Raw genomic sequence first — 15,353 nt, 5'->3', positions numbered from 1 at the left:
TATGACGAGACGAACAAATCGCTGGCTTTATGGCCTAGTCGTCGTGATTTTCCTCATTTGGGTTTTGGGACCCTTGCTTTGGACGGTGTTGTTGAGCTTGACTCCAGAAACGGAGATGCTTGGCCGAACCACCGACCTCTTGCCCCACGCCTTATCCTTAGATAATTATAAGAATATTCTCTTGCCGGGCAGTCGGGCCCATGCGACGGTTTTTAATGGCCTCATGAATTCCCTCAAGATGGCCGGTATTACGGTGGCTATTGGTCTCCCCATTGCGACGATGACGGGCTATGCCTTTGCCCGTTTTCGTTTTCAGGGGCGGCGGCTGGTTTTATATTTCCTGCTTTTGACGATCGTGATTCCTGTGTTTACGACGATTATTCCGATTTATGCCATGTTTGCTGAGCGCGGCTGGTTGGATTCGCAGTTTTGGATGAGTATTATCTATATTTCAGCCTTCCTGCCCATGACCACTTGGATGGCGATGACTTATTTCCAAGCCATTCCCCAGGAACTTTGGGAGGCTGCCCGCACCGATGGCTGTAGCGAATGGCAAGCCTTTACCAAGGTCATTTTGCCTAATTCCTATCCGATTCTGGTGTCTTGCTTGTTGATGTTGTTTTTGATGAGCTGGAGCCAGTACCAGATTCCTATGATTTTAAGTGTCACGCAAGATACCAAAGTCGTCACCCTCGTCATGTCCGAATTTATGACACGGACCAGTGTTAATTACGGGGCGATTGCGACGACCGGCCTCCTAGCCATCCTGCCGCCAGCCTTACTGGCCTTGCTGTTTAAACGCTACTTATTGTCGGGGCTGATGAGTGGGGCGGTGAAGGGCTAATGGAGGATAAGTTTTTAAGGCAACTCTGGCGATGCTTTGAACCTGGGGCAAGGAATTTGTCCTCGCGCGTCCTTGAATGCTTGCCGAAGGCTTGGCAAGGAGAGGAGGACTTACGAGAGTTGCTTGCCCGTTTTCCCGCTGGCCTTGGGGCCTTGAATCGAGAAGTCTTGCTGAGTGGCTGGCCCGAGCCGCCGCAGGCTCACGAAACGTTGATCATGACTTTGTCTGCCCAGCTGCGCCTGCAGATTTGCCTAAGTTTACTCCCAGCTGTGGCGGAGGCCTATCGGCATTTTGGCTGGCCAGAGGATGTCTTGGCTCAGAGTTTAGAAGATTTATGGCTACGGATGCGGCTTTACCGCGACCAGAATGCACAGTGGGGCTTGACGGCTGAGGACGGGCAGTGGTTGTTGAGAATTTTTGCGGGCAAAATTTTTAAGTGTGGCGTCCTGCAGTTTGAACGTACGCACTGGCATTTTACTGAGCCCGAGTACCACCTGCATTTTACGGGCCCCACCTTACCTGAGGGCAGTCCCATCCTCGCTGTTCATGTGATGGCGGGGGAGAACCTGGCTCAAAAAAATGTGTTAGCGGCCTTTCAAGCTAGCCAGAATTTTTTCAAAGGAGCTTTTCCCAAGGAGCGCTACTTGGCCTATACCTGCTATTCTTGGCTTCTTTATCCACCGCTGTTGCGAGCCTTGCCAGCAGACAGTCGGATCCGGCACTTTGGGGAGAATTTTACGGTGGTGGCTGTAAGTTCTAAACAAGGGATGGCTCGCGAGCGCATTTTGACTGCCGCCCCAGCGGGTAAGCAGGGGTCAAGCTTGCAGCATTTGGTTCAAGACCAGCCGGAGTTAATGGGTGTGGGCCTGGGTTATCGGCCGATAAAGGAGGAAGAAGATTGGCAGAATTAATCTTAAAAAATTTAGAGAAAATCTATCCTAATGGGGTGGAGGCGGTGGAGGCCTTTGACTTAGCCATTAAGGACGGTGAATTTATTGTCTTAGTCGGGCCGTCAGGGTGTGGGAAATCAACCTTGCTTCGCATGCTTGCCGGCCTGGAAGATATTACGAGTGGGGACTTATTTATTGACGGTAAGCGGGTGAATGAGGTAGACCCTAAGGACCGTAATCTCGCCATGGTTTTCCAAAATTATGCTCTCTATCCTCATTTGGACGTTTACCATAATATGGCTTTTAGTTTAACACTTAGGAAGGAAAAAAAGGCGGTCATCGAAGAGCGAGTGCAGGCAGCCGCTAAAACGCTGGGGCTCACTGAGCTCTTAGACCGAAAGCCAAGCGAGTTATCGGGTGGCCAGCGGCAGCGGGTGGCTTTAGGTCGAGCGATCGTCAGGAAGCCCCAGGCTTTCCTGATGGACGAGCCTTTATCAAACTTGGATGCGAAGCTTCGGGTCAGTATGCGCTATGAAATTTCCCGCCTGCATCATGACCTGGGCACAACGATGGTTTATGTGACCCATGACCAAACGGAAGCCATGACGATGGGGGATCGGCTCGTGGTGATGAATGAAGGGCGGGTGCAGCAAATTGGCACGCCTGATGAAATTTACCATACGCCGGCCAATCGCTTTGTTGCTGAATTTTTAGGTTCCCCACGCATTAATCTGCTGCCAGGACATTTAAAGTCAGGCTGCCTCTATGTCTTTGGGGACCAACACCCGGGCTTTACAAGAGACTATGAAGGTGAAGTGCAGGTGGGAGTGCGGCCAGAGAATTTGGCGCTTGCTGCTGGTGCGGACTATCGGGTTATGGTGGTAGAAAATTTGGGCAGCGAGAAATTCCTCTACCTGGTTCAAGAGGACGAAGAATTGCGGATCAAAGTGCCCCATACGCAGTTTGCGGCTGTGGGCGATCAGGTGAGTGTTAAAATTCGTAATCCTAAAGTTCTCAACCTCTTCCGAAAGGATAATGATGAAGCTTTGCCCTGGCTAGGAGAAATTGAAGGCTCCAAGCGGCCTGACGCCTGATATTGGCTAATAAGCGAGCCACTTTGTATTTTAACTTACTATATTAGTGCTTTTGCTAGCTCTTTTTAAGAGCCTATGATAAGATGGCGATACAAAATAGGAACAAAGGAGTGGAAGTATGAAGAAAGTATTTCGTTACTTAGGCGTCTTCGCTTTAGCCCTACTCGTTTTAGTGGGCTGTGGCCAAGGTGGCCAGAAAAGTGAGAACGGTTCGGCTGAAAAAACAGCTCAGACGGATTCAGATAAAAAGGACAGTGGGGATAAAACGACCATTGAAATGCTGGTGCCGGGCTATGACTCGGGCTATTTAAAGGATGAGTTAGACGGGGCGGTCGCTAAATTTGAGAAGGAAAATCCCGACTTAACTGTTAAAATTATTCCGGCTGGCTGGGATGAATTGAACAGTAAAATTGTGCAACTCTACCAAGCAGGACAGTCGCCTGATATTTTGATGATGGGCTCGCGCTCGATTCGTCAATTCCAGGAGCAAGGGGTGTTAGAAGACCTCGACCCTTACTTAACAGACGACTTCCTTAAAGATCGGATTGAAAACGTCATGGATACGGCCAAAGTGGACGGCAAGCAATATGCGATTCCTTTGGCTTTAAGTTCACGGGCCCTCTACTACCGTTCAGACTTGCTTGACAAGGCGCCCGAAACCTGGGATGAATTACTAGCAACGGCCCAAAAGGTGCATGATGAGCATGACATTTATGGCTTTGCCATTCCTACTGATATTGGGCATGGAACTGATGAAATGCTTAACTTTATCTACCAAAATGGTGGGAAGATCATCGATGACAATGGCGAATTTGTTATTAATAGTCCAGAAAATATCGAAACTGCCGAATATCTGACAAAGTTCAAGGATGTTATTCCTAATCCTGTCGATACGGCCCGTGATGACCAACGCGAAATGTTTGCCAATGGTGACTTAGCGATGTTTATTGATGGCGGCTGGTCGAAGGAGCAAGTGGATGAAGGGGCTGACAAGTACCCTTATGAAGTTGCCGAATTACCGGCTGGAACAGAACGGGCGGTTACCTTAGTGACCGATTCCTATGCCTTATCTTCCATCTCGGAACATAAGGACGAAGCCTTTAAATTTATTGAATTCCTCGGCCAAGAAGATCAGCAACGGCCAATTAGTGAAGCTTATAACTGGTTGCCGGTGTTGAAGTCTGAGGAAGATGACGAACGTTTCCAAGATGACTTTATGAAACCTTTCCTCTCAATTTTAGATGCAGGTATTCCTGAGCCACAAGTGCCTAACTGGGATACCTTCAATAAAGCCTTCATGATTGCCTTCCAAGAAATTCTTTCTGGAAAGAAAACACCGGAAGAAGCTCTCAATGAAGCCCAACAGGAGGTTAGTAAATAATGGCAGGAAGGCGACTCACGCCTTACTTGTTGATTTTACCCAGTGTGGTACTTTTAGTATTGCTATACGGTTATCCGATTGCGTTAACCGTATGGCAATCTTTTCATGATATCAACATTTTCCAAGGCGCCATGACTTTTGTAGGTTTGGATAAATTTAAGTCCGTTTTGGGCGATGCTTTATTTAAGCAAACCCTAATGATTACATTGAAGTATACTTTTTTGACGGTAACGCTGAAGATGTTATTTGGTTTGGGTATTGGGTACTTATTGCATAGTAAAATCTACTTAAAGAAGGTGTTTGGCTTTCTCGTTTTGATCCCCTGGGCGATCCCCCAAGTCGCTGCAGGTACCGTTTGGCAGTGGCTGCTGAATGGCCAATACGGCTATCTGAATTACTATTTGACCAATTGGGGCCTCTTAGCCAAGCCGATTGCTTTTCTGGCGGAACCGCGGGCAGCCTTCATTAGTGCCAGCGTGGTTGACACCTGGATGGGGATTCCTATGTTGGCCATGATTTTCCTGGCGGGTTTTGACGCCATTCCTAAAAATCTCTATGAAGCTTGTGCCATGGATGGGGGCGGACTTTGGCAGGAGTTTCGGGACGTCACCTGGCCTGGGATAAAGCGCTTAACATTGACAACTTTAATTTTGGTGACCATTTGGACCTTTAATTCTTTCAATGTCATCTATGTCTTAACCCAAGGCGGTCCCATGCGGGCGACGGAAACCTTGATCATTCGCATCTACCAGGAAGCTTTCAGTCGCTTTGATTTGGGGGCGAGCTCGGCCCTAACTGTCGTGGCAGTTTTGCTTTTAACCGTGCTTAGCGCCTTGTACTTACTAGGAGGTCGGGAACGTGAAAAAAGGTAAACTCTTCCGCACGCTATTGCTGGCCCTCTTTGTAGCGGCCTCCCTATTTCCAGTACTCGTTCTAGTGAATTCGTCCTTGCAAACCTATGAGCAGATTATCAGCTGGCCCCCCGCCTGGTTTAAGAATTTACAATTTGTGAATTACTTCCGCGTTTTAGGTGGAGACCAGTCGATTTTGCCTGCTTTTAAGAACACATTGGTCATTTCGGTGGTTAGTGCACTATGCTGCCTAGGGATTGGTGTCTTGGCGGCTTATGCTCTGACGCGCTATCCCTTTAAAGGCCGCGGCGCTTTCTTAGCGGTTGTTGGGCTCACGCAAATGTTTTCCTCGGTAATTTTAGTCAATGCCATGTATGTCATTTTTAAGCAATTGGGCTTATTGGATACTCGCCTAGCTTTGATTATTGCGAATACGGCGAGTGGTTTGCCCTTGACGATTTTCCTGCTTTTTTCCTACTTCCAGCAGGTGCCAATCACTTACGAAGAGGCCGCCTGGATGGATGGTAGCAGTCGCTGGCAGGCGATCTGGCATATTGTCTTGCCCCTTTGCTTGCCGGGGATTATTACGGCCGGTCTTTTTGCCTTTATTTCGGCGTGGGGAGATTTGGTCTATGCCCAAACTTTTATTTTAAGTCCGGAATTACGCACCCTGCCCCAAGCCCTGACGGATTTTAGGGATCTTTACAAGACGACTTGGGAAACGCAGATGGCGGCCTCAGTAGTGACCACTTTTCCGCCTTTTATCGTTTTTTTACTGATTCAAAAGCATCTGATTCGCGGTATGAACCAGCAGGGCTTGAAGGCTTAGAATGGAGATTTTATGTCTGAAATTGAATTGAAGCATTTATCGAAGCAATATCCCGATCAGAAGGATAGTTTTGCGGTCAAAGATGTTAACTTAAGGATTCAAGATGGAGAATTTATCATTTTTGTGGGGCCTTCGGGTTGTGGAAAATCAACGACCCTGCGGATGATTGCGGGCTTAGAGGCTATTACCGAGGGGGAATTGTACATTAATGGCGAGCGGGCCAATGCCAGAAAACCTAAGGACCGGGGCTTGGCCATGGTGTTTCAGGATTATGCCCTCTACCCCCATATGGATGTGCATGATAATTTAGCCTATCCCCTAAAATTGGCGAAAGTTCCTAAAGACGAGCAGGAGAAAATGATTCAAGAAGTGAGTGAACTCCTTGGCTTAAAGCCTTTCTTGGCTCGCAAGCCTAAAAACTTATCAGGCGGACAGAAGCAACGAGTGGCTCTAGGCCGGGCCATTGTCCGTGAGCCCAATGCCTTTTTAATGGATGAGCCTTTGTCGAACTTGGATGCCAAGCTCCGTGTACAAATGCGTTATGAAATTTCCCGTCTGCACCGGCGCTTGGGGACGACCATCATTTATGTGACCCACGACCAGACGGAAGCCATGACGATGGGTGACCGCTTAGTCGTCATGAATGCAGGTGAAATCCAGCAAATCGGCAGTCCCCAGGAGGTCTACCAAAATCCGGCGAATCTTTTTGTGGCCGAATTTTTGGGCACTCCCAAAATTAACCTGCTGGCTCCCCAAGCTTTCGGGGAAGAGGGTCAGGCTTTTCAAGAGCAACATGCCCCAAAAGCGGACCGACTCCGCTTGGGTGTACGACCGGAAAATCTTACCATTTCCTCCGGCGATGACTATGAAATCAGCTTGCTGGAACATTTAGGGGGCGAGCAGTATTTGTACTTGGACGCTCCCAAAAATCGCTCAGCCGATGAAAAAATTATCGTGCGGGCCGAAGCCGAGGCAGACTTCCAAGAGGGCGAACATGTTCATATTGCCGTTCGGGACTGGTCAGCGGTGGTGGCCTTTGATCCGGACAGTGGCGAGCGTTTAATCTAAGCATAACCAGTAGCCTTGGCTGCTGGTTTTTTATTATTTCAGCTGGCAATGGCTTTTTCTTGAAGCATAAATGAAAATATTGTAATATGTAACAACATTACCCAAAGAAAGTAAAGAAATGAGGGAGATCATGAAGAAGAAAATATTCCTATTGCTGCTGTTGACCCTGGGGTTGACCGCTTGTGGGGGCGCCCAGCCCACCAGCACAGCCGGCGTGGACGTAGCGAAAACCAATCGCGCTGAGAGTTTTATTTACGCCATTGACGCGGATCCCATCTCCATCAATCCCATTACAGCGTCGGATCGCTATGGCCTAACGACGGTGAACATGGTCTTCCAGCCGCTGGCCCGTATCGGGGTGGATGGGGAAGTGGTTAATGAACTGGCGGACAATATTGAGTGGTCTGCTGATAGCCTCACCCTGACGGTGACCCTAAAGGATGATTTAAAATGGTCGGATGGGGAACCTTTAACCGCTGATGACGTGGTTTTTACCTATGAACACCGGGCGGACAAGGCCAATGGGAATAGCGATAACTTGTGGATTGAGGGCCAGCCGGTTAAGTTTGAGAAGGTGGACGAGAAAACCATTAATTTCCGCCTGCCTGCCGTGTCAACGTCTGCCCTAGAAGCTGTCTTGACAGAAAAGTATATTATGCCCAAGCACATTTACCAGGACTTAAAGGATTTCTCCGACCAGCGCTTGGAAGGACGGGAAGTGATTGGCAGTGGCCCTTATAAGCTGGTGGCATATAAGCCGGGCCAGTACTTGCACTTTACGCAAAATGAGAATTATAATGGAGAGCTCGCTAAAATTAAGGAAATGGTCTTCCAAATTATCGCAAATGCTGATACCAAAAAGGTCGCCCTGCAAAATGGGGACGTGGATGCGGCCGTAGTGAGACCGCAAGATCGGCAGGAATTTGACAAAGAGACTTTTAATATTCAGCCTTACAGTGAAAACCGAGTGGGCTATATCGGTTTTAATATGAAACGCCCTAGTCTTAAAAACCAGAAATTTCGCCAGGCTTTGATGTATGCTTTAAATCGGGAAGATTTAAACAAGGTGGCCTACCAAGACGAGAAGCTCTACACCAATGCCCCAACTTTCCTACATCCTAAGACCCCTTACTTCAGCCCAGAAGCTTTTCATTATGAGCATGATGAAAAGAAAGCTCGGGCCCTGCTTAAGGAAGCAAACCAGGGGGATTCGACGTTGGCCCTAGGTTTTGATGCGGATGACCCGGTGCAAAGGAATGTGACGGCCCTTATTCAACAGCAATTGCAGGATGTGGGCGTCAAGGTGAAATTGCAGCCGGCTGATCCGAGTGCCTTGAGTGCGGCGACCCAAGATCCGGACAAGTCACCTTACGACCTCTTCTTGAACGGCTATATCATGGGGATTCATCCCAATTTGTATCGGACACTCTTCACTAGTGATGGCTTCTCCAATTACTTCGGTTTTGAGGATCAGGAAATTGATAACCTCTTCGATGAAGGGGCTAAGGAGCCAGACGAAGCGAAGGGGAAGGCCATTTACAAGGAATTACAAGGCAAGCTCAATGAAAAAGCCGGTATTTACCCGATGGTAGACAATAAGAAAATTTTTGTTTCCCACAAGCGGGTGAGCGGCTTTAAGGAAGCAAAATTTGTGCCGATTTATACCCTAGAGCATTTTGACAAACTTGAGCTGCAAAAGCCCTAACGCGGTGACTATTAGGAGGTGCCTATGCTGCGCTATATTGGACGGCGGCTGTTAGCGATGCTGCCCTTACTCTTACTCATATCCTTTATTGTATTTACATTACTGTACCTGGCTCCCTATGATGCGGTGGATGCGATTAAAACGCCAGCCATGAGTGAAGCGACGGTGGAGGCCCTCCGCCACAAGCATGGCTTGGACCAGCCTTTTCTCCTGCAATTTACTTACTGGCTGAAAAATGTGGTGATGGGAGATTTCGGCCGTTCCATTATGACCAATCAGTTGATTAGTCAGGAGTTAATTTTACGCTTTAAAAACACGCTTTGGCTGATGGTGCCGGCCTATGTTTTGGCTTATGGCTTGGCCATTGTCTTAGGCTTAATTGCGGGGAATAACCGTGGGACTTGGTTGGATAAAGTTTTGGATACTTTGTTTTCCATGGGCCTGTCGACGCCGCCATTTTGGCTGGCCATGCTGGTGATTTATATTTTTGCCTTACGTTTGGGCTGGCTGCCCACTTTGGGGATGTATGATATTGGCCAGGCTAATTTCTTAAATCTCTTGAAGCATTTAATTTTACCGGTCTTTGTTTTAGTGGTGGCCATTTTCCCTGATGTGGCCCGCTATGTACGCGCGAGTGTGATCGGGCAATTGGACCAGCAGTATGTTTTGGTCCAGCGTTCCTTAGGGGCTAGCCGCTGGGAAATTTTAAGTCACCATATTGCGCGTAATGTCCTCTTGCCCGTGGTGACGCAAATTGGGACGAGTTTACCTGCCTTAGTGACAGGAGCGACGATTACGGAGACGATTTTCCAATGGCCAGGGGTGGGGTCCTACTTTCTAACCGCCACCCGCCAGCTGGACTATCCGGTCATTATGGCCGTCATGCTCTGCTCAGCTGTCCTGGTTGTTTTAGGGAATCTTCTCGCTGATATCCTTTATGCCGTGGTTGACCCACGAATTCGTCTGGGAGGTGAATAGGATGGCTCGGGAAAAATTTAAAATTTTACTCAAGGAAAAACCGACATACTTGGTGGCCCTCTGCCTCCTCATTTTACTGGTCGGCTTGGCTTTCATCGCGCCCCTTTTGCCCATGGATCCCACGCGTATTGATGTCTCCCAATTGCAAGAAGCCCCCTCTCTATCCCATTGGTTTGGGACGGACGAAGTCGGGCGGGATTATTTGATCCGCGTCTTGTATGGAGGCCGAGTGTCTTTGTTTGTGGGCTTTCTGGCTATGTTGGTATCGCTTGGTGTCGGCACGGTGATTGGCCTTTTATCCGGCTACTTCGGAGGCTGGGTCGATACGTTCTTCATGCGTCTAGTTGATGTCATCTCTGCCATTCCTTGGCTCGTTTTGGCGATTGTCTTTACGGTCTTCTTTAAGCCGGGCATGACCACGATCATTATGATCATTGGCTTTTTCTCTTGGATGCCCATTGCCCGTCTCGTGCGGGCCGAAACTTTGGCCGTTAGGGAGCGGCATTACGTGAAGTATGCCCAGTTTATTGGCGTCGGCCCCTTGCGGCTGATTGGCCGGCATATTCTAACGAGCATTGTGCCAACTATTATGGTGGCCTCCACGTCCAGTATTGCCGGTGCCATTATGACGGAATCAACCTTAAGTTTTTTGGGCTTGGGCATTCAACCGCCCCAAGCTTCCTGGGGAAATTTGCTGCAAACGGCGCAAAGTAATCTCCAAGCGGCCCCCCATATGGCTTTGATTCCAGGAGCTTTGATTATGTTAACCATTTTTGCCTTCAATGAAGTGGGCAATCTCATTCGCGATTTAACGCAAAGGGAGGTTTAAATGAGCGCCAATATTTTACAAGTCAAAGATCTCAACGTGACTGCCCATTCCGCTTTGACGGGCGAACGGACCATTATTCATCATCTCTCTACCGCCTTTCGGGCCCAGAAAATCACGGGACTCGTGGGTGAATCTGGCAGCGGGAAAAGTATGACCATGAAAGCCTTGATGGGGCTATTGCCTGCCCAGATCACAGCTGATATGGCGGCGCTCAATTTTGCCGGCCAAAACATTGAAAAACCGAGCCCGCAATTACCCATGAGTATGATTTTCCAAGATCCACTCTCGTCTTTAAATCCTTTGCGGACGGTCGCCTACCATTTGCGCGAAGTCATTGCCCGCTGGCATCAGCTGGACGCGGAGCAGACGGAGGACTTAATGCAAAATATTTTAAGGGACGTAGGCTTAAAGCCCGAGCAAGTGGAAAAGCAATTCCCTCACGAGCTATCGGGAGGCATGCAGCAGCGCATTATGATTGCCTTAGCCCTCTTGAAGTCGCCTAAATTACTGATCGCTGATGAGCCGACGACGGCCTTGGATGTCACGATTCAAAAGCAAATTCTAGACCTCATTCAACGCCAGCAGCAGGAGCGGGCCATGAGTGTCATTTTAGTGACACACGATTTCGCCGTGATTTCAGAAATTTGTGATGAGGTGAAGGTCATGTACCAAGGGGTGCTTTTGGAAGAAGGCCGGGTGGAGGAAATTTTTGAAAACCCCCAACACACCTACACCAAAAACTTGCTTAAGGCCATCCCCACCGGGAAGAACCGGGAGCGTCTCTTCCAAATGCCGAAATTAACGATTGCACCGCCCAAAGAAGACCGAGCGCTTAAAGCAATCAGTGCAACCCATTTTGTGCGGGAGGAGGATTAAGATGGCCGAAGCTTTTGTGACTTTAGAGCACGTCAGTAAAACATACACGAAGAAAAATCTACTCAAGCGCCAAAGCCAGGTGGTTGAGGCGGTAAAAAATGTCGATTTGACCATTGAAAAAGGTGAGACACTGGGTTTAGTAGGCGAATCGGGGAGTGGGAAAACCACCTTGGGGCGTTTATTATTGGGCTTGGAGCCGGTGGATAAGGGAGAAATTCATATCCCTGCTTTAGAGCGTTGTGAGCATTGCCGCAGTGATTTGCTGCAAATTGTCTACCAGGATTCCCTGTCGGCTTTTAATCCTAATTTGTCAGCCATTGATGCGGTGAGCGAGCCCTTATTGGACAAGCTTGGCCGGGAAAAAGCCCGCCAAGCCGCTGCTAAGATGTTAGAGCGGGTAGCGATTGAGGAAAAGCTTTATGAGCGGAGCGCTAGCCAGCTGAGTGGGGGCCAGCGCCAACGCTTGGGCATTGCTCGCGCCTTGGTGAACGAGCCGGACTTTGTCATGCTAGACGAGCCGGTTTCTGCCCTCGATGTCTCGGTGCAAGCTCAGATTTTAAATCTGCTCATGGATCTTCAGGATGCAGACGGTTTAACTTATCTCTTCATCACCCATGATTTGGCTGTCGTTAGAAGTATTGCCACTCGCATTGCCGTCATGTATTTGGGAGAAATTGTGGAGATTCAAAAAACCGAAGACCTCTTTGCCCACCCCAAGCATCCGTATACGAAAAAACTATTGGCGGCTATTCCGAAATTTAGGGAAAGAGTAAAAGCCTAAATTTCAATGTTCTGGGCACAAAAACGAAGTGCTTTTTAGAAAAATAGGACCAGGTAGGTTTTGATGATTGCCTGCGCAAAGCTTTGTGGTCCCTTGTTTTCTTCTTAGTGTAAAATTATGCTCGGTAAGACTTGAAAAATAAAAAAAGGACATCTATCTTTAAGTTGAACAATAAAAAGAAAGAAGATGTCCTCATGAATGATATTATCACAGATATTCTAAAAAAGACGGAAAATTGCTCATCTTTAGGTGACTTTGAAGGTCTTGCTTATCCGATATAAAGAATTTTTGCTGTGAATGTCTTGCAGCGGTTTTCACTCAACTTGATCAGCAATTAATTCAAAGATACCAAGCCGAAGGCTGGAAAATTGCTCGCTATGAACCACGAACACTATGTTTTATGTTTGGTGCCGTCACTTTTAGACGCTGTCGGATGAAAAAAGAAGGTCACTCTAGCTTTCTTCCCCTAGATTTGTGTTTAGGACTAGAAGCAAGAAGTCATCTTTCTTCTCAAGTCAAAGAAAAAATTGCCCAGCTTTGTACGAAGCAAACTTTTCGTGCGACTGCAGAAGCCTTCAATGCATTAATGCCTTTTAGTATTTCGCATCAGACCGCACATCATGTTGTCCAAGAAATTGGAAAGAAAATTTTAGACTTTGAGAATAAAAAAGCAGAAGAGGAGAAGTTGGGTTACTCCCAAAAGCGGTCCATTCCTTTTCTATACATTGAAGGGGATGGGGTGTTAATCACCAAAAAGAAAAAAGGGAACAGGACAAAACATCTTCAACTACACCGTGTGACTCTCTATGAAGGCGTCGATCGATCCACTTCGCGGCATCAACTTATTCAAGCTCATTATTTTTTCTTCTGTTCAATCTAGTGCAGCCCTTCGAGAAAAAGTTAGCCGATTTCTTAACTCCTACTATGATTTACATCAAACGATTGTGATTTCTAATTCGGATGGTGGCAGTGGTTATACGGAGGAAGATTTTAACGAGATGATTGGGGTATGCCTTCGGCATGAACATTTCTGCGATAAATTTCATGTCATTCAAAAAATCAGAACGCGCCTATTTTTTGATCATAAAATACGTCAATTGGTCATTAAAAAAGTGAAGGCTTATGATTTCGAAGGAGTTCAAGTTACTTTGGAGACCTGTGAAAGTCGCTGGCACCATCATCAGGAGTTTTTGGCTGAAATTGAAGCTCTAAGAGCTTATCTTCAAAGGAATTGGTTACTCATTAAACCAGCAGAGCAGCGAGGCTTACCAAACCATTTTTCCGGTGGCGTTTGTGAAGCAGGCCATCGGCTTTATACTTATCGCATGAAAAAGCAAGGACGAAATTGGACCCGTCAAGGCGCAGCAGCAATGGCTGCCATTATCACCGCTCAATCTAATCATTGTTTTGAAGAAGCTGTTCGATCAGATATTGAAGCTAATACAAGCCCATTTATACCCGAATATCCAGGGCTTGTTAGGGCAATACTATGTCACAGGCCGCAACAAAGTTCTTGTGGTGCCCATCAGGGCACGATTCCAAGTGAAGTGTCAAGCAGTATGGTCGGGAAATTATACCATACATTTTGTTAGCTACTTCGCCAAAAGACACGGAGTGCGTGCTAAAGACCTGCGTTAGCAGTGTTAGCAGGCCGTCCGTATATCTGGCTCTCGGAGTGCCGATAGGGTGAGCGTAGCGAGGCCTATCCAACGACATAGAGCCAGAATAGGACGGTCAGGCGTAAGCTTCTATGAAGCGTAAGCCGGTGCCACTGCTTTTCAACGCAGCGTCCTTTAGCACAAAAACGAAGTGACTTTTGAATAATTAGATACGAGATAGAGTTCTTTATGATTGACCGAGCATTGCTTGACACTAACTGTTTTCTTTTTTGCCTTGTTAAAAAAATCGTCCCATGCTAGACTAGAGAAAACGGGATGGTGCTCCCGGTGAATTGCGAGAGCTAATGGCGCCTGCTTGATTTTTGGCCTGCCCAGAATCGAGCAGGCGTTTTCTTATGCAAAGGAGGACTTATGTTATTTAGTATTGCTTTAATTGTTTTGCTGGGACTCTTGGTGCGCTGGCTGTGTGAGAAATTAACCATCCCCAGTCTCTTAGGCTACTTGGTTTTAGGTATTCTATTAGGGCCGGCCGTTTTTAATTTGCTGGACCAGGGGCTCTTAGCGGCTTCGGGGGATATTCGCCAGGTCATTTTAATTATTATCCTCACGCGGGCGGGCCTATCTCTTAACCTCAAGGAATTAAAACGTGTGGGTCGGCCAGCCTTTCTGTTGAGTTTTTTACCAGCGACTTTTGAAATTCTGGGCACGATGCTCCTAGCCCCCCTATTTTTTGACTTGACTTTACCCGAAGCGGCCTTATTGGGTGCGGTCTTAGGGGCGGTGTCGCCAGCAGTCGTGGTGCCAAGAATGATTCAACTGATTCGGGGTGGCTACGGGACGGAAGCTGGTATTCCGCAGATGCTTTTGGCAGGGTCGTCTTTAGATGATATTTATGCGCTCGTCTTATTCGCTTCCTTCCTATCCATTGTAGAACATGGGGGCAGCTTCCACTTAACCCAGCTTTTTGCTGTTCCCGCAGCCATTCTGGGTGGCTTGCTTGTAGGGGGCTTAGTGGGCATGGGCTTGAGTATTTTCTTCACCCGCTTTTTAAAGGACAGCCTCTGGCAAGTTTTGGTGATGCTGGCGATTTCCATGCTCTTTATGACCTTGGAGCAGGCGCTTGGGGACCTGCCTTTCTCAGGGATTTTAGCGGTCATGGCCATGGCCTTAGCCCTCTACCGCTATGTGCCCGAGGTGAGTGAGCCGATTAATCGGATCTATAATAAACTCTGGCTGCCGGGGGAAATTTTTCTCTTCGTTTTGGTCGGGGCTTCAGTGAATATTTCCTACGCGACCAAGGCAGGTTGGACGCCGATTTTCCTCATTCTTGGTGTCTTAGCCGTTCGCATGGTTGGCGTTTGGCTATCCGTTACCGGCACGCCCTTGACTTTGCGAGAACGGGCCTTTTGCCTCTTTGGCTACATGCCTAAAGCCACGGTCCAAGCCGCTATCGGTGGGGTGCCGCTTGCCATGGGGCTGCCAGTCGGGGATTTGATCTTGACCATTTCCGTCATTGCGATTTTAGTCACAGCTCCCCTCGGTGCTTTTGGCATTGATTTGACTTACCAGCATTGGCTAGAAAAAGACCCAGAAAAAAAGGCGTCCTAA

General features: G+C 47.9%; 15 protein-coding genes and 1 riboswitch. All 15 genes read left to right on the top strand.

The window, feature by feature from the left end:
- Window position 1 precedes the first annotated feature (1 nt).
- The 15 genes from WF803_RS02980 (at window position 2) to WF803_RS02910 (ending at window position 15,353) form a co-directional block, all read left to right on the top strand.
- On the top strand, window positions 2–844 hold the full coding sequence (locus WF803_RS02980) for a carbohydrate ABC transporter permease (protein ID WP_489611635.1): 843 nt from the start codon (window positions 2–4) through the stop codon (window positions 842–844).
- 80 nt (window positions 845–924) lie between these two features.
- Entirely contained in the window at window positions 925–1,755 is an 831-nt protein-coding gene (locus WF803_RS02975; RefSeq protein ID WP_489611634.1) for an acyltransferase domain-containing protein, read from the top strand.
- Complete coding sequence (locus tag WF803_RS02970) at window positions 1,743–2,828, top strand: ABC transporter ATP-binding protein (protein ID WP_489611633.1); 1,086 nt, start codon at window positions 1,743–1,745, stop codon at window positions 2,826–2,828. The genes WF803_RS02975 and WF803_RS02970 overlap by 13 nt, the downstream gene beginning before the upstream one ends.
- A 118-nt stretch (window positions 2,829–2,946) precedes the next feature.
- The gene (locus WF803_RS02965) at window positions 2,947–4,209 is read left to right on the top strand and encodes an ABC transporter substrate-binding protein (protein ID WP_489611632.1); all 1,263 of its coding nucleotides are present in this window, start codon (window positions 2,947–2,949) and stop codon (window positions 4,207–4,209) included.
- The gene (locus tag WF803_RS02960) at window positions 4,209–5,081 is read left to right on the top strand and encodes a carbohydrate ABC transporter permease (RefSeq protein ID WP_489611631.1); all 873 of its coding nucleotides are present in this window, start codon (window positions 4,209–4,211) and stop codon (window positions 5,079–5,081) included. Before WF803_RS02965 ends, WF803_RS02960 begins: the two co-directional genes overlap by 1 nt.
- Complete coding sequence (locus WF803_RS02955; RefSeq protein ID WP_489611630.1) at window positions 5,068–5,889, top strand: carbohydrate ABC transporter permease; 822 nt, start codon at window positions 5,068–5,070, stop codon at window positions 5,887–5,889. The genes WF803_RS02960 and WF803_RS02955 overlap by 14 nt, the downstream gene beginning before the upstream one ends.
- A gap of 12 nt (window positions 5,890–5,901) precedes the next feature.
- A complete protein-coding gene (locus WF803_RS02950) occupies window positions 5,902–6,957 on the top strand; it encodes an ABC transporter ATP-binding protein (protein ID WP_489611629.1) in 1,056 nt (351 codons plus the stop codon).
- A 130-nt stretch (window positions 6,958–7,087) separates the two neighbouring features.
- A complete protein-coding gene (locus WF803_RS02945) occupies window positions 7,088–8,662 on the top strand; it encodes an ABC transporter substrate-binding protein (protein WP_489611628.1) in 1,575 nt (524 codons plus the stop codon).
- 24 nt (window positions 8,663–8,686) lie between these two features.
- Window positions 8,687–9,640 (top strand): ABC transporter permease, encoded by a 954-nt coding sequence (locus WF803_RS02940; protein WP_489611627.1) that lies wholly within the window; start codon window positions 8,687–8,689, stop codon window positions 9,638–9,640.
- A 1-nt stretch (window position 9,641) separates the two neighbouring features.
- Window positions 9,642–10,469 carry an ABC transporter permease gene (locus WF803_RS02935; protein WP_489611626.1) on the top strand — a complete coding sequence of 276 codons (828 nt, stop codon included), beginning with the start codon at window positions 9,642–9,644 and terminating at the stop codon, window positions 10,467–10,469.
- Entirely contained in the window at window positions 10,470–11,345 is an 876-nt protein-coding gene (locus WF803_RS02930) for an ABC transporter ATP-binding protein (protein ID WP_489611625.1), read from the top strand.
- 1 nt (window position 11,346) lies between these two features.
- A complete protein-coding gene (locus tag WF803_RS02925; protein ID WP_489611624.1) occupies window positions 11,347–12,126 on the top strand; it encodes an ATP-binding cassette domain-containing protein in 780 nt (259 codons plus the stop codon).
- 277 nt (window positions 12,127–12,403) lie between these two features.
- Complete coding sequence (locus tag WF803_RS02920; RefSeq protein ID WP_489611883.1) at window positions 12,404–13,006, top strand: UPF0236 family transposase-like protein; 603 nt, start codon at window positions 12,404–12,406, stop codon at window positions 13,004–13,006.
- Window positions 12,933–13,718, top strand: a complete 786-nt coding sequence (locus WF803_RS02915) for a UPF0236 family transposase-like protein (RefSeq protein WP_489611623.1) — start codon at window positions 12,933–12,935, stop codon at window positions 13,716–13,718. The genes WF803_RS02920 and WF803_RS02915 overlap by 74 nt, the downstream gene beginning before the upstream one ends.
- Window positions 13,719–14,047: 329 nt before the next feature.
- A riboswitch (Fluoride riboswitch) is annotated at window positions 14,048–14,106 on the top strand.
- Window positions 14,107–14,156: 50 nt separating this feature from the next.
- Window positions 14,157–15,353: a cation:proton antiporter gene (locus WF803_RS02910; protein ID WP_489611622.1), complete on the top strand. Its 1,197-nt coding sequence runs from the start codon at window positions 14,157–14,159 to the stop codon at window positions 15,351–15,353.

Source organism: Aerococcus sp. BD502, assembly GCF_057919555.1.
This window is presented reverse-complemented; position numbering and strand designations above follow the sequence as displayed.

What these genes read in the sequence shown, in the direction of transcription:
- WF803_RS02910 (WP_489611622.1), top strand. Translation starts at nt 14,157, where the DNA reads ATGTTATTTAGTATTGCTTTAATTGTTTTGCTGGGACTCTTGGTGCGC.
- WF803_RS02980 (WP_489611635.1), top strand. Translation starts at nt 2, where the DNA reads ATGACGAGACGAACAAATCGCTGGCTTTATGGCCTAGTCGTCGTGATT.
- WF803_RS02925 (WP_489611624.1), top strand. Translation starts at nt 11,347, where the DNA reads ATGGCCGAAGCTTTTGTGACTTTAGAGCACGTCAGTAAAACATACACG.
- WF803_RS02915 (WP_489611623.1), top strand. Translation starts at nt 12,933, where the DNA reads ATGAAGGCGTCGATCGATCCACTTCGCGGCATCAACTTATTCAAGCTC.
- WF803_RS02960 (WP_489611631.1), top strand. Translation starts at nt 4,209, where the DNA reads ATGGCAGGAAGGCGACTCACGCCTTACTTGTTGATTTTACCCAGTGTG.
- WF803_RS02935 (WP_489611626.1), top strand. Translation starts at nt 9,642, where the DNA reads ATGGCTCGGGAAAAATTTAAAATTTTACTCAAGGAAAAACCGACATAC.
- WF803_RS02940 (WP_489611627.1), top strand. Translation starts at nt 8,687, where the DNA reads ATGCTGCGCTATATTGGACGGCGGCTGTTAGCGATGCTGCCCTTACTC.
- WF803_RS02930 (WP_489611625.1), top strand. Translation starts at nt 10,470, where the DNA reads ATGAGCGCCAATATTTTACAAGTCAAAGATCTCAACGTGACTGCCCAT.
- WF803_RS02950 (WP_489611629.1), top strand. Translation starts at nt 5,902, where the DNA reads ATGTCTGAAATTGAATTGAAGCATTTATCGAAGCAATATCCCGATCAG.
- WF803_RS02965 (WP_489611632.1), top strand. Translation starts at nt 2,947, where the DNA reads ATGAAGAAAGTATTTCGTTACTTAGGCGTCTTCGCTTTAGCCCTACTC.
- WF803_RS02945 (WP_489611628.1), top strand. Translation starts at nt 7,088, where the DNA reads ATGAAGAAGAAAATATTCCTATTGCTGCTGTTGACCCTGGGGTTGACC.